The organism is Mycobacterium sp. ML4, assembly GCF_054515735.1.
Genome location: NZ_JBTNSY010000011.1, coordinates 88,461 through 107,986 on the forward strand (window position 1 = coordinate 88,461; position 19,526 = coordinate 107,986).

20 protein-coding genes are annotated in these 19,526 nt (G+C 67.2%); 5 read left to right on the plus strand and 15 right to left on the minus strand.

The features are described from left to right. Nucleotides 1–60: 60 nt before the first annotated feature. Both ACX9NE_RS14475 and ACX9NE_RS14480 read right to left on the minus strand, forming a co-directional pair. Nucleotides 61–738, minus strand: coding sequence for a TIGR02234 family membrane protein (locus ACX9NE_RS14475; protein WP_459362789.1), 678 nt, complete (start codon nucleotides 736–738; stop codon nucleotides 61–63). Further along, nucleotides 731–2,266, minus strand: a complete 1,536-nt coding sequence (locus ACX9NE_RS14480) for an anthranilate synthase component I (RefSeq protein ID WP_459362790.1) — start codon at nucleotides 2,264–2,266, stop codon at nucleotides 731–733. The genes ACX9NE_RS14475 and ACX9NE_RS14480 overlap by 8 nt, the downstream gene beginning before the upstream one ends. Nucleotides 2,267–2,316: 50 nt before the next feature. Between ACX9NE_RS14480 and ACX9NE_RS14485 the strand changes: the two genes are divergently transcribed. Beyond that, nucleotides 2,317–2,772: a peroxiredoxin gene (locus tag ACX9NE_RS14485; protein ID WP_459362791.1), complete on the plus strand. Its 456-nt coding sequence runs from the start codon at nucleotides 2,317–2,319 to the stop codon at nucleotides 2,770–2,772. A gap of 89 nt (nucleotides 2,773–2,861) precedes the next feature. On the opposite strand, the gene ACX9NE_RS14490 is transcribed toward ACX9NE_RS14485, so the two are convergent. Next, nucleotides 2,862–3,944, minus strand: a complete 1,083-nt coding sequence (locus ACX9NE_RS14490) for a calcium:cation antiporter (protein WP_459362792.1) — start codon at nucleotides 3,942–3,944, stop codon at nucleotides 2,862–2,864. A 294-nt stretch (nucleotides 3,945–4,238) separates the two neighbouring features. On the opposite strand from ACX9NE_RS14490, the gene ACX9NE_RS14495 reads away from it, so the two are divergent. Then, nucleotides 4,239–5,753 (plus strand): serine/threonine-protein kinase, encoded by a 1,515-nt coding sequence (locus ACX9NE_RS14495; protein ID WP_459362793.1) that lies wholly within the window; start codon nucleotides 4,239–4,241, stop codon nucleotides 5,751–5,753. A gap of 562 nt (nucleotides 5,754–6,315) precedes the next feature. Here ACX9NE_RS14495 and hisI read toward each other — a convergent pair. Genes hisI through hisD form a run of 8 tightly spaced genes read right to left on the minus strand, consistent with a single transcriptional unit; the run spans nucleotide 6,316 to nucleotide 12,911 of the window. Then, on the minus strand, nucleotides 6,316–6,684 hold the full coding sequence (gene hisI / locus ACX9NE_RS14500; RefSeq protein WP_459362794.1) for a phosphoribosyl-AMP cyclohydrolase: 369 nt from the start codon (nucleotides 6,682–6,684) through the stop codon (nucleotides 6,316–6,318). After that, entirely contained in the window at nucleotides 6,681–7,484 is an 804-nt protein-coding gene (gene hisF, locus ACX9NE_RS14505) for an imidazole glycerol phosphate synthase subunit HisF (protein ID WP_459362795.1), read from the minus strand. Before hisF ends, hisI begins: the two co-directional genes overlap by 4 nt. Nucleotide 7,485: 1 nt before the next feature. Next, nucleotides 7,486–8,286 (minus strand): inositol monophosphatase family protein, encoded by an 801-nt coding sequence (locus ACX9NE_RS14510; protein ID WP_459362796.1) that lies wholly within the window; start codon nucleotides 8,284–8,286, stop codon nucleotides 7,486–7,488. A 5-nt stretch (nucleotides 8,287–8,291) separates the two neighbouring features. Then, nucleotides 8,292–9,038: a bifunctional 1-(5-phosphoribosyl)-5-((5-phosphoribosylamino)methylideneamino)imidazole-4-carboxamide isomerase/phosphoribosylanthranilate isomerase PriA gene (priA, locus tag ACX9NE_RS14515; protein ID WP_459362797.1), complete on the minus strand. Its 747-nt coding sequence runs from the start codon at nucleotides 9,036–9,038 to the stop codon at nucleotides 8,292–8,294. A gap of 3 nt (nucleotides 9,039–9,041) precedes the next feature. Next, nucleotides 9,042–9,662: an imidazole glycerol phosphate synthase subunit HisH gene (hisH, locus tag ACX9NE_RS14520; protein WP_459362798.1), complete on the minus strand. Its 621-nt coding sequence runs from the start codon at nucleotides 9,660–9,662 to the stop codon at nucleotides 9,042–9,044. After that, the gene (gene hisB / locus ACX9NE_RS14525) at nucleotides 9,659–10,276 is read right to left on the minus strand and encodes an imidazoleglycerol-phosphate dehydratase HisB (RefSeq protein ID WP_459362799.1); all 618 of its coding nucleotides are present in this window, start codon (nucleotides 10,274–10,276) and stop codon (nucleotides 9,659–9,661) included. The genes hisH and hisB overlap by 4 nt, the downstream gene beginning before the upstream one ends. After that, nucleotides 10,273–11,514, minus strand: coding sequence for a histidinol-phosphate transaminase (locus ACX9NE_RS14530; protein WP_459362800.1), 1,242 nt, complete (start codon nucleotides 11,512–11,514; stop codon nucleotides 10,273–10,275). Before ACX9NE_RS14530 ends, hisB begins: the two co-directional genes overlap by 4 nt. After that, nucleotides 11,511–12,911, minus strand: a complete 1,401-nt coding sequence (gene hisD, locus ACX9NE_RS14535; RefSeq protein WP_459362801.1) for a histidinol dehydrogenase — start codon at nucleotides 12,909–12,911, stop codon at nucleotides 11,511–11,513. The genes ACX9NE_RS14530 and hisD overlap by 4 nt, the downstream gene beginning before the upstream one ends. Nucleotides 12,912–12,974: 63 nt before the next feature. Between hisD and ACX9NE_RS14540 the strand changes: the two genes are divergently transcribed. Then, complete coding sequence (locus tag ACX9NE_RS14540; protein ID WP_459362802.1) at nucleotides 12,975–13,397, plus strand: nitroreductase family deazaflavin-dependent oxidoreductase; 423 nt, start codon at nucleotides 12,975–12,977, stop codon at nucleotides 13,395–13,397. Between the two features lie 102 nt (nucleotides 13,398–13,499). On the opposite strand, the gene ACX9NE_RS14545 is transcribed toward ACX9NE_RS14540, so the two are convergent. Then, nucleotides 13,500–14,528 (minus strand): alcohol dehydrogenase catalytic domain-containing protein, encoded by a 1,029-nt coding sequence (locus ACX9NE_RS14545; RefSeq protein ID WP_459362803.1) that lies wholly within the window; start codon nucleotides 14,526–14,528, stop codon nucleotides 13,500–13,502. 40 nt (nucleotides 14,529–14,568) lie between these two features. On the opposite strand from ACX9NE_RS14545, the gene ACX9NE_RS14550 reads away from it, so the two are divergent. Next, nucleotides 14,569–15,135 carry a TetR/AcrR family transcriptional regulator gene (locus ACX9NE_RS14550; protein WP_459362804.1) on the plus strand — a complete coding sequence of 189 codons (567 nt, stop codon included), beginning with the start codon at nucleotides 14,569–14,571 and terminating at the stop codon, nucleotides 15,133–15,135. 48 nt (nucleotides 15,136–15,183) lie between these two features. Here ACX9NE_RS14550 and nadC read toward each other — a convergent pair whose 3' ends face one another. Genes nadC through nadA form a run of 3 tightly spaced genes read right to left on the minus strand, consistent with a single transcriptional unit; the run spans nucleotide 15,184 to nucleotide 18,664 of the window. Further along, nucleotides 15,184–16,041 (minus strand): carboxylating nicotinate-nucleotide diphosphorylase, encoded by an 858-nt coding sequence (gene nadC / locus ACX9NE_RS14555; RefSeq protein WP_459362805.1) that lies wholly within the window; start codon nucleotides 16,039–16,041, stop codon nucleotides 15,184–15,186. After that, nucleotides 16,041–17,618, minus strand: a complete 1,578-nt coding sequence (locus tag ACX9NE_RS14560; protein ID WP_459362807.1) for an L-aspartate oxidase — start codon at nucleotides 17,616–17,618, stop codon at nucleotides 16,041–16,043. Before ACX9NE_RS14560 ends, nadC begins: the two co-directional genes overlap by 1 nt. Next, complete coding sequence (nadA, locus tag ACX9NE_RS14565) at nucleotides 17,615–18,664, minus strand: quinolinate synthase NadA (RefSeq protein ID WP_459362808.1); 1,050 nt, start codon at nucleotides 18,662–18,664, stop codon at nucleotides 17,615–17,617. Before nadA ends, ACX9NE_RS14560 begins: the two co-directional genes overlap by 4 nt. Nucleotides 18,665–18,711: 47 nt before the next feature. Between nadA and ACX9NE_RS14570 the strand changes: the two genes are divergently transcribed. Further along, complete coding sequence (locus tag ACX9NE_RS14570; protein WP_459362809.1) at nucleotides 18,712–19,416, plus strand: NUDIX hydrolase; 705 nt, start codon at nucleotides 18,712–18,714, stop codon at nucleotides 19,414–19,416. Nucleotides 19,417–19,526 lie beyond the last annotated feature (110 nt).

Here is a 19,526-nt window from a genome sequence, read left to right on the forward strand (position 1 = left end):
CGCTCGCCAACCGATTTCGACGGCGTGAAAGAAGGGTAGCGACCGTCACGACGGGGTCCGTCACCGCCCCTCGGTGTCGGTGTCGCGCGGCCGATCAGTAGGGTCGCGGCCCTCGTCCAGAGCGTCCCAAATCATGCGCTCCGACAGCTGTGCCCGCCCGTCCTGCTGGTCTCTTTCATCGGGTTCCTGGGCCGCCAGATCCCGCGCTGCGGAGCGTCGAGCCCCGGGCGCCAGGTATTTCGTGCCATCCGAACGGGCAGCGCCGCCTGCCGACGCCGCGCGCACCAACAGGGCCGCGGCAACCAGCGTGCACACCCCCGCCAACACGGTCACCGTCGCCCCGGAGTACTGACGGGCGCTACCAACCAGCGTCGCCACCGGGACGTGCGCGAGATCAGCGCCGCGCGCCGCCACATCCGGCACCGCCCACAGGCTGATGCCGAGGTAGCCGATCGCAAAGCTGACGACCGCCAGCAGCGCCGCCAGCGCGCGCAACTGCCAGCCCCGGACCGCCAGCGCCGCGACGGCGGCGGCCAGGTTCACTATCGCCAGGGGTACGAGCGCGGTCGACCAGGATGCCCCCGACAGCGTGATCTCCTTCGGTGGTCCCAGCCCGTCAAAGGACCGGATGATCACCCACGAAAACCGCGACGCCGCCCACAACGCGCCTGCTGCGGCTACCAGCAGTAACTGGGCGAGTCCAAAAGTGAGCCGGCCGCGGCGCGGGGCGTCAGCCACCGGGCGCGCCCGGGACGGTCAGTGTTTCGGCCGCGGCGATCGCGTTGAGCACCGCCCTAGCCTTATTTCGTGACTCGTTGTACTCGTAGGGCCCGTTGGAGTCGGCTACGACGCCGCCGCCCGCTTGTACGTAGGCAGTGCCATCGCGCATGAGTGCGGTACGAATGGCTATCGCGAAGTCGGCGTTACCGGCGAAGTCGAGGTAACCCACCACACCGCCGTACAGGCCCCGCCGGGTCTTCTCGACCTCCTCGATGAGTTCCATTGCGCGCACTTTCGGCGCACCCGAGAGGGTGCCGGCCGGAAAACAAGCCGTCACCGCATCCAGGGCGGTCTTACCCTCCGCGAGCAACCCCGTCACCGTCGATACCAGGTGCATCACGTGGCTGTAGCGCTCGATGTGGCTGTAGTCCTCGACGCGGACGGTGCCCGGCGTACAGACCCGGCCCAGGTCGTTGCGGCCGAGGTCAACCAGCATCAGGTGCTCGGCGAGTTCTTTCTGGTCGGCCAGCAGTTCCTTTTCCAGCAGCACGTCTTCTTCTTCGGTCTGCCCGCGCCACCGTGTTCCGGCGATGGGGTGCGTCGTCGCCCGCCCGTCCTGCACCGTGACCAGCGCCTCGGGGCTCGACCCGACGATGGAGAAATCAACCGCGCCTTCGCTATCGGGAATCTGCAGCAGGTACATGTAGGGGCTGGGGTTACTCACCCGCAGCATCCGGTACACGTCGATCGGGTCGACGTCGGTGTCCATCTCAAAGCGCTGGGACGGCACTACCTGAAAGGCTTCCCCCGCGGCGATCTGTTCCACCAGGTAATCGACGATCGCGCCGTACTCTTCGACGGTGCGCTGGGCGCGATGCACCGGTTCGGGTTTGCTGAAGGTGGAGACTGTGGACGGTAGCGGCTGGCCGAGGGCGGCGGTCATCACGTCGAGCCGCGCGACCGCGTCGTCATATGCCCAGTCCACCCGCTCGTCGGTGCCGTTCCAGTTCACGGCATTGGCAATGAGCGTGATGGTGCCCTCGTGGTGGTCGACCGCGGCCACGTCGGTGGCCAGCAGCAGGAGCATGTCCGGCAGCTTCAGGTCGTCGACGGCGAGCTCGGGCAGCCGCTCCAGGCGCCGCACCATGTCGTAGGCGAAGTAGCCGACCATGCCGCCGGACAGGGGCGGCAGCCCCGGCAGTCCTGCGGTGGCCAGCACCTGCAGGGTCGCACGCAACGCCTCTAGTGGGTCGCCACCGGCGGGAGCATCCTTGGGCACCGCGCCCAACCACACCGCCTGCCCGTCCCGCACGCTCAATGCCGTCGGGGCCCCGGCGCCGATGAAGGACCAGCGCGACCACGACCGACCGTTCTCTGCCGACTCCAGCAGGAACGTCCCTGGGCGACTGGCGGCAAGCTTGCGATACGCCGACAGCGGAGTTTCGCTGTCGGCCAGCACCTTGCGGGTGACCGGGACCACCCGGTGCTCGGCCGCCAGCACGCGGAAATCCTCCCGCGTCGTCGTGGCTGCGAGGTTGGCGTGCACCGGACCATCCAACCAGATCGCGGGATGCCCGCCGGCGTAGCGTGACCGCCATGAAAACTGGTGAAACCGTGGCCGACTTCGAGCTTCCCGATCAGACGGGCACGCTTCGCAAGCTGAGCGAGCTGCTGACCAGCGGTCCCGTGGTGCTGTTTTTCTATCCGGCAGCCATGACTCCGGGATGCACCAAGGAGGCCTGTCACTTTCGCGACCTGGCCTCCGAGTTCGCCGCGGTGGGCGCCAACCGGGTCGGTATCAGCACCGATCCCGTGCAGAAGCAGGCCAAGTTTGCCGATACGCAGCACTTCGACTACCCGCTGCTCTCCGATACCGAAGGCAAGGTGGCCACGCAGTTCGGCGTCAAGCGCGGCCTGCTCGGCAAGCTGATGCCGGTCAAGCGCACCACATTCGTTATCGACACCGACCGCACGGTGCTCAATGTGATTTCCAGCGAGATCAGCATGGACACGCACGCCGACAAGGCGCTGGAGACGCTGCGCGGCCGCTGAGCGGGCGCTGTCAGCGTGACACCCTCGGCGCCAACGTGAAGCTGGCTTCACGCTCGGCCCGCGTGAATCGACGCGGCCGCTGAACCCGGCTACGGGCTGATCGCCAGGAACAACCAGGCGGCCAGCACCACCAGGTGCACCTCACCCTGCAGCCGGGTGGCCCGGCCGGGCACCACGGTAAGCACGCTGACCACCACCGTCAGCGCCAGCAGCACCAGCTGAGTCGATCCCAGCCCGAGCAGTAACGGCCCTCGGATCCAGACCGAGGCCAGCGCGATAGTTGGGATGGTGAGCCCGATGCTTGCTATCGCGGAGCCGTATGCCAGGTTCAGGCTGATCTGCACGCGGCCCTGGTGCGCCGCCCGCGCAGCCGCCAGGGTTTCTGGCATCAATACCACCAAAGCGATCACCACGCCGACGAACGAATGCGGAAAGCCGGCGGCCGCCACCATGCGCTCGATGATCGGCGACTCCACTTTGGCAAGTCCGACCACGGCAACCAGCGCGACAAGCAACATTCCAAGACTGACCAGCGCCGATTTCGTCGTCGGCGGTTCCTCGTGATCGTCGTCCTCGACCGCGTCCTGCTGCGCCACCGGCAGGAAGACGTCGCGATTCCGAACTGTCTGGGTGAAAACGAACATCAGGTAGAGAGCCAGCGAGGCCACGGCCGCGAAAGCGAGCTGGCCGGGAGAAAACTGCGGACCCGGATGACTGGTAGTGAAGGTCGGCAGCACCAGCCCCAACGTCGCGAGCGTGGCAACAGTGGCCAGCGCCGAACCGCTGCCGTGCGCGTTGAACTGCGTCACGTTGAAACGACGGGAACCAATCAGCAGCGACACGCCGATGATCCCATTCGTGCTGATCATGACCGCGGCGAAGACCGTGTCGCGCGCCAGGGTGGCCGCCTTGTCACCTCCGGAAGTCATCAGCGTGACGATCAGAGCCACCTCGATGATGGTCACCGCTACGGCCAGCACCAGCGACCCGTACGGTTCACCGACGCGGTGCGCAACCACCTCTGCGTGATGGACCGCGGCAAGAACGGCACCGCCGAGCAGAACCGCGGCCACCGCACCCACCACTGGTCCGATCTGTTGCCCCCAGGTGAACACCAGCGCGACGACGGCGATCAGTGGCGCCAGCACGTCCCAGGGCACCCGTTTGACCACCGATCGCTCCCTCCTCGTCGTCACCAAACCGATTGCCGCATAACGCAATCACATCATGGACAGCCGATATACGGCATCGGACCCACTGGCGTACAGGCACGCCAGTCACCACACCCATCCGGGCGCAGTCGGCCTCAAATCGCTGAAACAGATTGCGATGCAACAGAATTCGCTTGCAAAGCGGCACTGCGGGCACCAGGACTGCGGCGGATCGCTGACTGGTGTGAAATACACCGCTCCCCCGATTGTACCAGCGCTTGGTCCTGCCCTTTTGTGCCTCAGTAGCATGCTCACATGCCGACCAGCGCTGACCGAAACCCCGCCCAGGGCCTACAGGAAGGCGAGCGATTCGCCGGTTACACCATCGTGCGCCGGCTCGGAGCCGGCGGCATGGGCGAGGTGTATCTGGCGCAGCACCCGCGCCTGCCGCGACGGGATGCCCTGAAGATCCTACCTGCCGAGTTCACCTCGAACCTGGAATTTCGTGCGCGGTTCAACCGCGAGGCCGAGTTGGCCGGGAGTCTGTACAACGAGCACATCGTCGGCATCCACGACCGCGGTGAGTACGAGGGTCAGCTCTGGCTGTCGATGGACTACGTGGAAGGTACCGACGCCGCTCAACTGCTGCGCGACCGATACCCGTCGGGCATGCCTCTGCAGGATGTCGTTGACATCATATCCGCGGTGGCGGATGCACTCGACTACGCGCATTCTCAAGGTTTGCTGCACCGCGACGTCAAACCCGCCAACATCCTGTTGGGCAACCCCACGCCACGACGCCGGATCCTGCTGGCTGATTTCGGCATCGCCCGTGAACTTGGTGCCAGCAGCGGCCTGACGGCTACCAACATGACGATGGGCACCACCGCGTATTGCCCACCGGAGCAATTGCAGGGCGCGGACCTGGACGGGCGCGCCGACCAATACGCGCTGGGGTGCACCGCTTACCAGTTGCTGACCGGCAGAGCCCCATTTCAAGATCCCAACCCTGCAGTGGTCATCAGCCAGCACCTGTCGGCGCCGCCACCCGTACTCAGCGAGCGGCGCCCGGATCTCGCCCACCTGAATCCCGCCATCGCCAGGGCACTCGCAAAGGACCGCTCCGCGCGGTTCGCGTCCTGCGCGGATTTCGCCGCCGCGCTGGCGGCTCCGGCGGGCACCGCCGACGCTTTCAACCCCACCGTGGCCGTCGAGATGCCGACACAGGTGATCGGCGCAGCCAAGCCCGCCGACGCCGGCGGGCGCCGAGCGCGTCACGCCACGGTGATCGCGGCGGTGGTGGCCGTCGCACTGGTCACCGTGGCCGCGGTCCTTGCACTGACAGTGATGCGCAGCCACCCCGGCGCGCGGGACGGCGCGAGCCCCGCGAATCCGTCGGTAGGCACCAATTCTCCGGCGCCGCCGACTGCTGCTCCCCTGCCACTGAAACTGGCCGACCTCGTCACCGACGAGGCACACGTGCTGGGTCCAGGTGAGCACATCATGGTCGATCGGGCCGTTCGGAGGCTCTACGACGAGCGCGGCACGCGGCTGTGGGTCGTGTACGTCACCGACTTCGGCGGCCTCAAATCTGCCAGATGGGCCGAAAACGTGATGCGCGCCAACGGTTTCACTGACAGTGACGCTCTGCTGGCGATCACCACCGACCGACCTGCGTTCGTTTTCCACGTGCCGGATGCGGTGACCGTCGGTAGGCCTATCGACGTCGAACAGATTCGCCGGGACCGCATCAAACCCGACGTCGATCGGCGCGAATGGACCCGCGCCGCGCTGGCGGCGGCCAACGGTCTGGACGTGGCTCCGCGCTGAGAGTGGGTCCGCAGTGCAAGCCCGTGCCTTGCTGCGTGACGCCGGATCCTGCCGCCCGATAGCGGAAGGCTGGAATTTGATCGTGACCCGGCGGATAGCAGAATCGGTTGACAATCCTGCGACTTACCGTGACTGACGGTTATCTCGCTACCCACGAAAGACGGTGGATGCCATCTACTGCCCTGCCAAATCAATGAACTGAGTCAGCATTGGACTATCCAGCCCGGCGGCAAGGTCGCGAATTCGCTCGGTTCCTGCCTCAGGATTTCATGCGGCGTAGCAAGTCCCGGTGCCCGCGTTGTCGGTTTGAATTGCGGGTTCAGTGGCGCCGACCATGAGTGGGATACCGTTTCCTGATCGGAATGGGACATATCCGGATGCCCGCTCGGCGGGTCGGTCCCAGCGGAGGAAACCGCGAGCGTTTCCGCGGCTCCTTCAATGACGGCGGTCTGTCGGCAGATCACATCCGGCTGGCTCAGAGTCCGGGAGAAGCGACAGGCGCAGGCTTGTCGGTGACGTCGAGAGCCGAACCCGCCTGTGCGGCATGCCTGGCCCCACTTGACTACGAAACCTCGGTCTCGCTTCTGGCATCGGGCTCCAGCAACACGGCGGCATCGAAGCAGCTGTGATCGCCAGTGTGGCAGGCTCCCCCGGCCTGATCGACGGTCAGCAACACGGTGTCGCCGTCACAGTCCATTCGCACGGAGTGCACGTACTGCGTGTGCCCCGACGTCAACCCTTTGATCCACTGCTCGCCACGGGATCGCGAAAAGTAGGTGGCCTCACGGGTTTCCAGTGTGCGCGCCAGCGCATCGTCATCCATCCAGGCGACCATCAGCACATCACCACTGCTACGCTCCTGCACCACGGCGGTGAACAATCCGTCGGCGTTGCGCTTCAATCGCGCCGCGATCTTCGGGTCCAGGCTCATGGTGAGGTCATCCGGACCGTGATGTCTTGCGCGGCCATCGCGGCCTTCACCTGCCCGATCGTCAGCTCCCGGAAGTGAAACACGCTGGCCGCCAACACCGCATCGGCACCTGCGGTTACCGCGGGCGCAAAATGCTCTGCGGCTCCTGCGCCACCGCTGGCGATCACCGGCACGGTGACCGCCGCGCGCACTGCACGCAGCATGGCCAGGTCGAAGCCTGCCTTGGTGCCGTCGGCGTCCATCGAATTGAGCAGGATCTCGCCCACACCAAGTTCTGCGCCACGGGCGGCCCACTGCACCGCGTCGATCCCGGTGCCGCGCCGGCCGCCGTGCGTGGTGACCTCCCAGCCCGACGGCGTGGGCGGCGAACCGTCGGGCACGCTCCGCGCGTCAACGGACAACACGATGCACTGTGAGCCGAATTGCCTTGCCAATTCCGCTAACAGATCCGGGCGTGCGATGGCGGCGGTGTTGACCGATACCTTGTCCGCTCCCGCGCGTAACAAGGTATCGACATCGGCCACGGTGCGCACCCCACCGCCCACCGTCAGTGGGATGAATACCTGCTCGGCGGTGCGGCGCACCACATCGAGCATGGTGGACCGACCGGAGGAGGACGCGGTGACGTCGAGGAACGTCAGTTCGTCCGCGCCCTCGGCGTCGTATGCCGCCGCCAGTTCGACGGGATCACCAGCGTCCCTGAGGTTCTCGAAGTTGATTCCCTTGACCACGCGTCCGTCGTCGACGTCCAGGCACGGGATCACCCGCACTGCCAGGCCGTCACCGGAGTGATGCTGCATCTCAGTAATCCTCCGGTTGCCCTGTGCTGCGCAGGATTTCGAGTATCTCCGCATGCACTCCCGGCGCCGCGGCCAGCGCGGAGCGCGACGCCGGGGTCCATTGCTCGCCGGCCAGGTCGGTCACGATGCCACCCGCGGACCGAACCAACGCCACGCCCGCGGCGTGGTCCCACACGTGGCTGCCGAAACTTATAGCACCACCCAGGATTCCGTCCGCGACATAGGCGAGGTCCAGTCCGGTGGAGCCGTGCATGCGCAAGCGAGACGACAGCCGGCTGAGGTTCTCCAGCACCGCGACTCGGTAGCGGCCGGGGAACCGGCCCCGGGAGTCGGCGCTGAAAGAGCCGGCGCCGACGAGCGCGTCCGCCAGCTCGGCGTGCGCCAGCTTCGGCTGTGGCTCACCGTTTTTGATCAACGGGCCGCCGGCCACAGCGGTGTAGCGCTGGCCCGTGAACGGCAGCCACGTCAGGCCGGCCACCGGCTCGCCATCGCGCAGCAGACCCAGCAGGATCCCCGCCATGGGTGATCCGGCTGCATAGTTGAAGGTGCCGTCGACCGGGTCCAAAACCCACACCCACGGGGAGTCGACGTCGGCACCGCCGAATTCTTCGCCGTGCACCTCGATACCGGTTTCGGCGATCAATGCGTCGACGACCTGGCGCTCGATGGCCAGATCGACCTCGGTGGCGAAGTCGTTGCCCTTCTTGCTGATCGCCGACTCGGCCCGGTGGCCGGCCAAGAACGGCTCGACGGCGTCGTCCAGGATGTCCGATGCTTGTCGAACCAGCGCATCCAGATCCATGGGGCCTACTCCCGCACCGCGGCCAGCGCCTGCGGCAGCGTGAACCTGCCGGCATAGAGGGCTTTGCCCACGATTGCTCCCTCGATCCCGCGGTTGGTCAGTGTCGCGATGGCGCGCAGATCGTCCAGGCTGGACACGCCGCCGGAGGCGATCACCGGCGCGTGCGTCCGCTCGGCAACCGCGGCCAGCAGCTCCAGGTTGGGTCCGGCCAGAGTGCCGTCCTTGGTGACGTCGGTGACCACGTAGCGCGAACATCCCTCGGCGTTGAGACGATCCAGCACCTCCCACAAGTCGCCGCCGTCGGTCTCCCACCCGCGACCACGCAATCGGTGTGCGCCGCCTGACACTCCTTGCAGGATCTGCACATCCAGCCCGACGGCGACCTTGTCGCCGTGCTCAGCGATCGCCCGGGCACACCACTGCGGGTTCTCCAGCGCGGCGGTGCCCACGTTGACCCGGGCGCACCCGGTGGCCAACGCGGCGGCCAGCGAATCGTCGTCGCGGATGCCCCCGGACAACTCCACCTGCACGTCGAGTTTACCTACCACCTCGGCCATCAGTTCGCGATTGGAACCGCGGCCGAATGCCGCGTCCAGGTCCACCAGGTGAATCCAGTCGGTGCCGTCACGCTGCCAGCCCAACGCCGCGTCCAGGGCTGAACCGTACTCAGTTTCGCTTCCGGCCTTGCCCTGTACCAGTCGAACCGCGCGACCCTCGACCACGTCAACAGCGGGCAACAAGATCAGCGACATCGGCTACAGCCCCTCGACCCAATTGTGCAGCACGGCCGCACCGGCGTCCCCGCTCTTCTCCGGGTGGAACTGCGTTGCGGACAACGGCCCATCCTCGACCGCTGCCAGAAACGGGACCTGGTGTGTCGCCCACGTCAACATCGCTTCGGCTGAACCTTCCCACCGCTGAGCGGCGTAGGAGTGTACGAAATAGAACCGGGTGTCGGCGCTCATGCCCCGGAACAGAACGCTGCCGGGGTCGGCGTTGACCACATTCCAGCCCATGTGCGGGATCACCGGCGCATCCAGCCGCGTCACCGCACCGGGCCATTGACCGCATCCCGTTGTCTCCACGCCGAACTCGACACCGCGAGCGAACAGGATCTGCATGCCGACGCACACGCCCAGCACCGCACGACCGGCGGCGACCCGCTCGGCGATGATCCGGTCGCCGCCGATTTTGCGCAGGCCCGTCATGCAAGCCTCGAAAGCGCCGACGCCGGGCACCACGAGTCCATCGGCTGACAGCGCCTTTTCAGCGTCCGCGGTGACTTCGACGCCAGCGCCCACCCGCTCCAGCGCGCGCTGCGCCGAGCGCAAATTGCCGGAGCCGTAGTCCAGGACGACGACGGATTTCCCAGTCACAGAACGCCTTTGGTGGACGGCACACCCGACACGCGCGGGTCGGGTTCGACTGCGTGGCGCAGCGCGCGGGCCACGGCCTTATATTGCGCTTCGGTGATGTGGTGCGGGTCGCGACCGTAGAGCACCCGCACGTGGAGTGCGATGCGGGCATTGGCGGCCAACGACTCGAACACGTGCCGGTTGATGACGGTGTGGTATGGCACCGAGCTACCGGCAATGGTGGTGTGCTGCAGGTGATCCGGCTCCCCGCTGTGTACGCAGTACGGACGGCCGGAGACGTCGACGGCGGCGTGTGCCAGAGTCTCGTCCATCGGAATGAACGCATCGCCGAACCGGCGAATGCCCTTCTTGTCGCCGAGAGCCTGCCCCAGCGCCTGGCCCAACGCGATCGCGGTGTCCTCGATGGTGTGATGCGCCTCGATCTCCACGTCGCCTTTGGTGCGCACCATCAGGTCGAAGCTGGCGTGCGAGCCCAACGCCGTAAGCATGTGGTCGTAGAACGGGACGCCCGTGTCGATATCCACCTCGCCGGTGCCGTCGAGGTCGAGTTCGATGACGATGTCGGATTCGCGGGTGCGACGCTCGATGCGGGCGCGACGGTTTTCGGTGGTCACAGTTCTCCTAATTCCTGGTCGCGACCCGCATCACCCGGCTGCGCCGCCCTCGCGATCGCTCCCAAATCATGGTCGCGACCCGCATCACCCGGCTGCGCCGCCCTCGCGATCGCTCCGGAGCAATGGGCTAGATCGGTGGCGGCTATCTGGGCACTCACTCTCAAGAAAGCGTCGTTCTCTTCTGCGAGCCCGATGGTGGTGCGCAAATAGCCGGGGATACCCACGTCGCGGATCAGGACGCCGGCTTCCAGATAATGCTGCCAGGCGACCGGCGCGTCGGCGAATTCACCGAACAACACAAAGTTGGCGTCACTGGGAATGACCCGAAATCCCATGTTAGTCAACGCCGTTGATACCCGCTCACGCGCGGCGATCAGGGTGGCGACACTGCCCAGGGTGTCGTCGGCGTGCCGCAGCGCCGCCCGGGCGGCAGCCTGGGTCACCGAGGACAGGTGATACGGCAACCGGACCAGCAGCATGGCCTGTACCAGGGCGGGCGTGGCAACCAGGTAGCCCAGTCTCCCCCCAGCGAACGCGAACGCCTTGCTCATGGTGCGGGTGACGACCAGCTTGCTCGGATACTCCTCGACCAGCGTGACGGCGCTGGGCTGCGACGAGAACTCGCCGTAGGCCTCGTCAACGATCACGATCCCCGGCGCCGCATCCAGCAGCCGGCGCAGCTCTTCCAGCGAAACACTCTGTCCCGAGGGGTTATTGGGGCTGGCGAGGAACACCACGTCCGGCCGGCGCTCGATGATTGCGGCGACCGCGCGGTCGATGTCGAGGCTGAAGTCATCGGCGCGGGAGGTTTCCAGCCATTCGGTGCGGGTCGCGCCTGAGATGATGGGGTGCATCGAATACGACGGGACGAATCCGATCGCGCTGCGGCCGGGGCCGCCGAAGGCTTGCAACAGCTGTTGCAGGATTTCGTTGGAACCGTTTGCGGCCCAAACGCTTTCGACACCGACTGAGATCCCGGTCTGAGCAGTGAGATAGGCGGCCAGGTCGGTGCGCAGGGCAACGGCGTCGCGGTCGGGGTAGCGGTGCAGATCAGCGGCCGCCTGGCGAACCGAGCGCACCACGTCGTCGACCAGTGCCTGAGTCGGCGGGTGCGGGTTCTCGTTGGTGTTCAGCCGCACCGGGACTTCCAGTTGCGGCGCGCCGTAGGGCGACTTGCCGCGCAGGTCATCGCGCAATGGCAGATCGTCGAGCGTCGGGCGGGTCCTCAATGAGTTCACCGTTCGAACCTCCGGCGTACCGCCTCGCCGTGCGACGGAAGATCTTCGGCCTTAGCCAGCGTGACCAGGTGGCCGGAGACGTCTTTGAGGGCGGCCTCGGTGTAGTCGACGACGTGGATGCCGCGCAGGAAGGTCTGCACCGACAGTCCGCTGGAGTGGCGTGCGCTGCCCGCGGTGGGCAACACGTGGTTGGAACCGGCGCAGTAGTCGCCAAGGCTCACCGGTGCGTACGGCCCGACGAAAATTGCTCCTGCGGAACGAATTCGAGTGGCGACCTGCGCGGCGTCAGCGGTCTGGATCTCCAAGTGCTCCGCGGCGTAGGCGTTGACCACCTTGACGGCCGCGTCGAGGTCGTCGGTCAGGATGATCTTCGATTGCGGTCCGGAAAGCGCCGCCGTGACGCGCTCGCGGTGCACGGTCGTCTGCAGTTGCGCGGCGAGTTCGGCGTCGGTGGCATCAGCCAGCTCCGCGCTGGGGGTGACCAGGACACTGGCGGCCATCTCGTCGTGTTCGGCCTGGCTGATCAGGTCGGCGGCCACATGTGCCGGATCGGCGGTGTGGTCGGCGAGAATTGCGATCTCGGTAGGACCCGCTTCGGCGTCGATACCCACCTGCGAGCGGCACAGGCGTTTGGCGGCCGTGACGTAGATATTGCCGGGCCCGGTGATCATGTCGACCGGCACGAGCTCGGCGCCTTCGCCCGGCGACGATGCGGACCGCGTGCGGTCCGAGGAGAAGCCGGGCCATTCGACACCCGTATCGGTACCGCCATACGCCAGCAAAGCCACCGCCTGGGCCCCGCCGACCGCCCACACCTCGTCGACCCCCAGCAACTGAGCCGCGGCGAGAATCGTCGGATGCGGCCATCCACCGAAAGCGGCCTGTGGTGGACTGGCGACCACCAGGGAACCGACACCGGCTTCCTGCGCCGGCACCACGTTCATCACCACGCTGGATGGGTAGACGGCGTTGCCGCCGGGAACGTACAGTCCGACCCGCTCGACGGGAACCCAGCGTTCGGTGACGGTGGCGCCCGGACCGAGAGTGGTCGTGGTGTCCGCGCGCCGCTGGTCGGCGTGTACGGCGCGGGTCCGCTCGATCATCACCAGCAGTGCCTCGCGCACGTCCTCGTTCAGACCGAGCGCGGCGGCCTCGAGCGCACCGCCGGGGACCCGTACGGCGGCGGGGCGCACCCCGTCGAACTCCTCGCCATAGTTCAGCGCGGCCACCGCTCCACGCTCTGCGACGGCCGCGACGATGGGCCGCACCCTGGGTAACACCGATTCCACGTCGACGCCACCGCGCGGCAACTCGGCCCGCAGCCGGGCAGCCGTCAACTCCACACCCCGTAAGTCGATACGGGCCAGAGGCGAGGGCGATGTGGTCACGTTGACCATTGTCCCAGAGCAGCTCAAGTCGATATTCGACCGGTACAGTGCGCGGAGGAAAAGGAGCCAGCCATGTCTGCACGAGATCAGCACCCCAACAACGCCCCCGGCGTCCCGATGATCTTCCCGGTGTGGTTTGAGAACATCCAGGTCAAGTACCTCAACCCGATGCTCAAACCGATCGCCCGCTTCCTGCCCGGCACCGCGACCATCGAACACCGCGGCCGCAAGTCCGGTAAGCAGTACCAGACCATCGTGACGACATACCGCAGGGGCAATGTCCTGGCGATCGCACTGGGCCACGGCAAGACCGACTGGGTGAAGAACGTCATTGCCGCCGGCGAGGCCGACGTCCACTACGCCCGCCGTGCGGTGCACATCACCAATGCAAGGATCCTGCCGGCCGGCACCTCCGGCCCGGAGGCCGACGGCCTGCCCAAGATTGCCCGCACCCAGTTGCGCCGGATGGCGGTCTTCGTCGGCGATATCGCCTGAGCTGCATCGTTGAGTGTGCAGTGACCGTTTTGGGTGTGCAACGACCGCGGAAAAATTGCGATTTGCGCGCGGTAGCCGCACACGCGAAGCCGCACCAACCCCCTAGCTTCTGATGAAGACGGTCTTGCCGGTCATCTCCGGCCAGGCCGACGGCGCGTCCTCCCACGGCACCACGCGGTCGACGGCCGGCGACGGGTCGCAACCGTTGGCCAGCAGCGCCAGAACCTGCGGGATGGCGGCGCGGGCGTTGACCCGGCCGGTGACGAACCGCACGCCGCAGGTGTACAGGGGCAGCAGCGCCAACTCGACGGTCGGCTGATAGTAAATGCCGGTGTCGGTGCACACGCCGTCGGGCCAGGTCGCACGCAGTGTGGCAGCCAGCAGCACCGGGTCGGCCGATGTGTTGACTGTGACGGGATACGGATCCCACTCCTTGGCGGGCTTTACCCGGTCGTGCACGGTCGCGCCCAACTTCGCGGCGGCCGACAACCGGTGCGGGTCGGTGTCGACGTAGTCGACGTGGGCTCCCAGGGCGGCCGCGAAAGCCGCCGAGTACAACCCGATCGACGCCCGGCCGACCACCAGCACACGCCGATCGGCCTCGTCGAGCGCCGCTAACTCGTCCGTGAACGGCCCAATCGTGCGCCAACCATCGGGAATGTTGTCCGACAAGGAGGCGATCGCCACCGGATCGACGCCGTGCGGAACCGGGATCAGCATCGCGTCGGCGTAGGGCACCAACACCAGATCCGACATGAAGCCGCCGCCGTCCAGGCCGGCGATCGGGCCCATGCCGTACATCGCCAGCAATGGCAGCGCACCGCACGATCCCATGACGCCGCGGCGACATTCGCGGCAAATTCCACAGTTGATCTGAAACGGCACCACCACCCGGTCGCCCACCCGCACGTTGGTGACGTCGTCGCCGACCGCGACGACCTCGGCGAGCCCCTCGTGGCCGACGGCATATCCCGGTGACAACGGTAGCCGGCCGGCGCAGACGGCGACATCGAGGTCGCAGCACGCGACCGCCAGTGGCCGAACCAGTGCCTGCCCGGGCGCAGAAATCACCGGATCGGCGACGTCCTGCCAGGTGTAGCTCCCGACGTCTGCGTGCATTAGCTGCCTCATTGCACCATTGTTGAGTGATCATTCAAGTAATGTCAAGGATATGCCGAGACCCGACCGCAGCCGCGCCGCGCTTATCCACACCGCAGCCACCCTGTTCCGCCGCCAGGGATACGCGGCGACCGGGCTGAACCAGATCCTCGAGGAGGCGGGTGTCAAACCCGGCTCGCTGTATCACCACTTCCCGCAGGGCAAACAGCAGCTGGCCGCGGCGGTGGTCGACACCGTAGGGACAGCCATCGAACAACTGTTGCGCCGGCTCCTCGCCACTGACGACGCGGTGGCCGACATCGTCGATCGCTGGATCGACGTGCTGGCGGCCGGGCTGGCCGTCGACGCCCGCGACGGCTGCCCTGTCGAGCCGCTGGCCACCGAAGCGGTTCACGGCAGTCAGGCGGTGCGCGACGGCGCCGCGCGCGCATTCCGGGGTTGGCGCGCGGCGATCGAGGACCGGCTGCGCCGGGACGGTTGGTCCGCAGCCCGCTCCGAACAGGCTGGGCTTGCGGTGATCTCGCTGATCGAAGGAGCACTGATCCTGTCGCGCACCAGCGGAGACACGGCCGCACTCAACGCGGCCAAGGCCGCGGCACGCCTGGTCCTGACGGTTTAACGTGCCGGCGGGGCGGGTCATGGACCGGCCCGCGCGTTTGGCGCGCTGCTACATGTCCAACCCGATGTCGAGGACGCGCACCGAGTGAGTCAGCGCGCCCACCGCAAGATAGTCGACCCCGGTTTCCGCATAGGTCTTGGCGGTTTCCAGGCTGAGCCCGCCGGACGATTCGAGCAACACGCTGGGCGCACGGGCGTCGCGGCGCTGCACCGCGATCTGCGTCTGCCATGCCGGGAAGTTGTCCAGCAGAATCAGCTCCGGCTTCTCGGGCAGTACCGCGTCAAGCTGCTCGAGACAGTCCACCTCGACCTCGCAGGACAAATGCGGCGCCCGTTCGCGCACCGCACGCAACGCCTCGACCACCGAACCCGCGGCAGCGACATGGTTGTCCTTGATCAGTGCCGCGTCGCCCAGGCCGAGCCGGTGGTTGACGCCGCCGCCGATCCGCACCGCGTACTTCTGCAGCGCGCGCAGGCCCGGGAGCGTCTTGCGGGTGTCGCGAATCTGGGCCTTGGTGCCGTGCACGGCCGCCACCCAGGCCGCCGTCACGGTGGCGATGCCGGACATGTGGCAAACCAGATTGAGCATGGTCCGCTCGGCGGTCAGCAGGCCACGCGTTTCGGCGCGCACGGTCAGCACCGGCTCGCCCGGCCCCAGTCGCGTACCGTCCTCGACCCGGTGCAGCACCTGGTAGCCGTCGCCGCCAATCACCTCGTCAAGCGTCAACAACGCCACATCCACCCCGGCGATCACCCCGGACTCGCGCGGCACCATCGACGCCGTGGCCACCGCGTCGGCGGGCACCGTCGCCAATGTTGTGGCATCGGGTCCGTACCGCAGATCCTCGTCCAGGCCGCGCCGGATCGTCGCCAGCGCATCAGCCCGTTCGGCACCGTCCAACGTCATCAGCCCACCGCCACCAACGTCTCCACCTGCACGGAGCTGCCGTCGGCGCCGAGTCGCACCACCGAGCTGCGGCCCTGATCGAAGCCGGTTGAGGGATACTCAGCGCGGTGATGGCATCCGCGGCTCTCCGTGCGTGCCAGCGCGGCGGCGGTCACGACGCGGGCGGCCAGCGTCAACGCGACATCCTCGGCATCTCGACGGCACGTCACGCTACGGGCCGAGGCCTCGTCGAGCAGGTCCGTCAACCGGTGCAGCCCGACCGCGTCGCGCACCACCGAGGCATCCCGGCTCATCGCCGATTGCAGGTCGCCGCGCGGCACAGCGGTGTGCATCATCGGCTCGGGCGGCTCAGCGTTCTGACGGCCGGCCGCCGCCGCGTGTGCGGCGGCTCCCAGTCCGGCGCGGCCGCCGATGACCAGACCTTCCAGCAAGCTGTTGGAGGCCAGCCGGTTGGCGCCGTGCATTCCGGTGCGGGCCACCTCACCCGCGGCATAAAGCCCCGGTAGCTCGGTCTGGCCTTGCACATCGGTGACCACGCCGCCGCAGCTGTAATGCGCCCCCGGAACGATCGGGATGGGTTGCCGGACCGGGTCGATACCCGCCGACCGGCATGCGGCGGTAACCGTCGGGAACCGCGTGGGGACGCCGGCGATGCCGCGTGCGTCGAGGTAGGCGCACGGGTCGCCGGTAGCCTTCAGCCGCGCGTCGATCGCCGCAGCGACCACGTCGCGCGGGGCCAGGTCGCCCATCGGGTGCACGCCCGCGGTAATCGAATTGCCTTGACTGTCAAGCAGGATCGCCCCCTCGCCGCGGATCGCCTCGGTGATCAGCGGACGCCGGCCGGGTGCCCCCGGGACGAACAGCATGGTCGGGTGGAACTGGATGAACTCCAGATCGCTGATTGCCAGACCTGCCCACAGTGCAAGGGCAATGCCGTCCCCGGTGGATCCGCTCGGGTTGGTGGTCGCGCTGTAGAGGTGTCCGAGACCACCGGTGGCCAGAATCACCGACGGCGCGCTGATGATGCCGGCCCCGTCCGGGCGGGCGATGAACACCCCGGTCACGCCTGCGTCGTCGTGCAGGACGCGCAGTGCCACATGGCTGCTGCGGATGTCCAGGGTGCGGGCGGCGTGGTCGAGCGTGCGCTGCACCTCAGCCCCGGTGGCGTCGCCGCCGGCGTGTACCACCCGCCGCCGCGAATGGCCGCCTTCGCGCGTCACATCCCAGGTGCCTGGCACCGCTTCGTCGAATCGCGCTCCGTCGCTTACCAATTCGCTGACCGCGCGGTAGCCGTCGGCGACGATCGAATAGACCGCGTCGGGATCGCACAGGCCCGCGCCCGCCGTCAGCGTGTCGCTCACGTGGGCGTCGATGGAATCGTCGTTGTCGGGCAGCACCACGGCGATGCCGCCCTGGGCATAGTGGGTCGCCGTGACCGCTCGCAGCTGCGCCGCCTTGTTGAGGACGACGACACGGGAACCCGCGCGGTGGGCCGCCAGCGCCGCGGCCAGACCGGCGACGCCCATCCCGATGACGACGACGTCGGCGCTGTCACGCCACACCGGGCCGCTGCTCATTCGCCACCGCCGGGCTGGCCGATCGCGATCATCCGCTGCACACTGCGCCGGCCCGCCGCGGCGACATCCGGATCGACGTGGACTTCGTCCGCGCCTTCCACCAGGCAGCGCAGCAGTGCCGCGGGGGTGATCATCTTCATGTACTTGCAGGACGCGCGGTCGTTCACCGCCTGGAAGTCGACTTGCGGTGCCGCCCTGCGCAATTGATGCAGCATCCCGACCTCGGTGGCGACCAGTACCTTCTGGGCGCGGGTCTGGTGCGCGGCGTCGAGCATGCCGCCGGTGGACAGGATCCTCACCCGATCGGCCGGGAAGGCGCCCTCCCCGGCCAGATACAGAGCCGATGTGGCACAACCACATTCGGGGTGCACGTACAGCTCGGCATCAGGGTTGGCGCGGGCCCGTTCGGCGAGCTCGTCGCCGTTGATCCCGGCGTGCACGTGGCATTCGCCGGCCCACACGTGCAGGTTCTCGCGTCCGGTCACCCGGCGCACGTGCGCGCCGAGAAACTGGTCGGGGCAGAACAGCACCTCGCGGTCGGGGTCGATGGATGCGACGACGTCGACGGCGTTCGACGACGTGCAGCAGATGTCGGTGAGCGCCTTGACCTCGGCTGTGGTGTTGACGTAGGAGACGACGACGGCGTCGGGGTGCTCAGCCTTCCAGGCGCGCAGGTCGTCGGGAGTGATGGAGTCCGCCAGCGAGCAGCCGGCGCGCTGATCCGGGATCAGCACGGTCTTGTTCGGGCTCAGGATCTTGGCGGTCTCGGCCATGAAGTGCACGCCGCAGAACACGATGGTGTCCTCCGGCGCCTCCGCGGCGATCCGCGACAGCGCCAACGAATCGCCCACGTGGTCGGCGACGTCCTGAATCGCCGGAAGCTGGTAGTTGTGCGCCAGCACGGTGGCGCCGCGCAGCTGTGCCAATCGGCGGATCTCGGCTGCCCACTGCGCGTCACCTTCGACCCCGGTATAGCCGGTGGGCGTGCTGATGATGCGGGCCGCGAGCTCATCGGCGAGCGTGTCCATGCGATGCAAGATCGTCACGGCGGCTCCTTTCGCACTCAGGAGGTTTTCGACTTACAATCGAAAACATGCCCCATGGTAGCACCGCCCATGAAGTGCTCGCCGTCGTGTTCCAGGTTCGGATGGTTACCGAAGGACCTCTTTACGGGAAACCGCAGTTGAACGTGCTGTTATGGCAACGCGCCAGGGAACCGCAGAAGGGCGCGTGGTCGTTGCCCGGCGGCCGGCTGCGTAACGACGAGGACATGATCACCTCGGTGCGCCGCCAACTCGCCGAGAAGGTCGATCTGCGCGAGCTCGCCCATCTGGAACAGCTCGCGGTGTTCTCCGATCCGCAGCGAGTGCCTGACATGCGGATGATCGCTTCCACCTTCCTTGGCCTGGTCCCTTCCCCCGCCACGCCCGAACTGCCTTCGGACACGCGCTGGCATCCGGTGAGCGCGCTGCCGCCGATGGCATTCGACCACGGGCCGATGGTGACGCACGCACGCACCCGCCTGATCGCCAAGATGTCATACACGAATATCGGGTTTGCTCTGGCGCCAAAAGAATTCGCGCTATCGACGCTGCGGGACATCTACGGAGCGGCGCTGGGTTACCAGGTCGATGCGACCAATCTGCAGCGCGTGCTGGCCCGCCGCAAGGTCATCACTCAGACCGGCACCATCGCCCAGTCCGGCCGCAGCGGCGGGCGCCCGGCCGCGCTGTACAAATTCACCGACTCCCAGCTCCGGGTCACCGATGAATTTGCCGCTCTCCGGCCCCCGGGATAGGGCGCACAATGAGATGTGATGAGTGGCATGCGGCGTGGTATTAGGCGTGTCGACGGTTTGTACAGTAACTTGCATAAGAGATGAATAAGGCCTAATAAGAATCCAGTAAG

What these genes read in the sequence shown, in the direction of transcription:
- priA (WP_459362797.1), bottom strand. Translation starts at nt 9,038, where the DNA reads ATGTCGCTGATCTTGTTGCCCGCTGTTGACGTGGTCGAGGGTCGCGCG.
- hisI (WP_459362794.1), bottom strand. Translation starts at nt 6,684, where the DNA reads ATGAGCCTGGACCCGAAGATCGCGGCGCGATTGAAGCGCAACGCCGAC.
- ACX9NE_RS14495 (WP_459362793.1), top strand. Translation starts at nt 4,239, where the DNA reads ATGCCGACCAGCGCTGACCGAAACCCCGCCCAGGGCCTACAGGAAGGC.
- ACX9NE_RS14510 (WP_459362796.1), bottom strand. Translation starts at nt 8,286, where the DNA reads ATGGATCTGGATGCGCTGGTTCGACAAGCATCGGACATCCTGGACGAC.
- hisF (WP_459362795.1), bottom strand. Translation starts at nt 7,484, where the DNA reads ATGCAGCATCACTCCGGTGACGGCCTGGCAGTGCGGGTGATCCCGTGC.
- nadC (WP_459362805.1), bottom strand. Translation starts at nt 16,041, where the DNA reads ATGACGTTGGACGGTGCCGAACGGGCTGATGCGCTGGCGACGATCCGG.
- ACX9NE_RS14540 (WP_459362802.1), top strand. Translation starts at nt 12,975, where the DNA reads ATGTCTGCACGAGATCAGCACCCCAACAACGCCCCCGGCGTCCCGATG.
- ACX9NE_RS14485 (WP_459362791.1), top strand. Translation starts at nt 2,317, where the DNA reads ATGAAAACTGGTGAAACCGTGGCCGACTTCGAGCTTCCCGATCAGACG.
- hisD (WP_459362801.1), bottom strand. Translation starts at nt 12,911, where the DNA reads ATGGTCAACGTGACCACATCGCCCTCGCCTCTGGCCCGTATCGACTTA.
- ACX9NE_RS14545 (WP_459362803.1), bottom strand. Translation starts at nt 14,528, where the DNA reads ATGAGGCAGCTAATGCACGCAGACGTCGGGAGCTACACCTGGCAGGAC.
- ACX9NE_RS14560 (WP_459362807.1), bottom strand. Translation starts at nt 17,618, where the DNA reads ATGAGCAGCGGCCCGGTGTGGCGTGACAGCGCCGACGTCGTCGTCATC.
- ACX9NE_RS14570 (WP_459362809.1), top strand. Translation starts at nt 18,712, where the DNA reads ATGCCCCATGGTAGCACCGCCCATGAAGTGCTCGCCGTCGTGTTCCAG.
- ACX9NE_RS14550 (WP_459362804.1), top strand. Translation starts at nt 14,569, where the DNA reads ATGCCGAGACCCGACCGCAGCCGCGCCGCGCTTATCCACACCGCAGCC.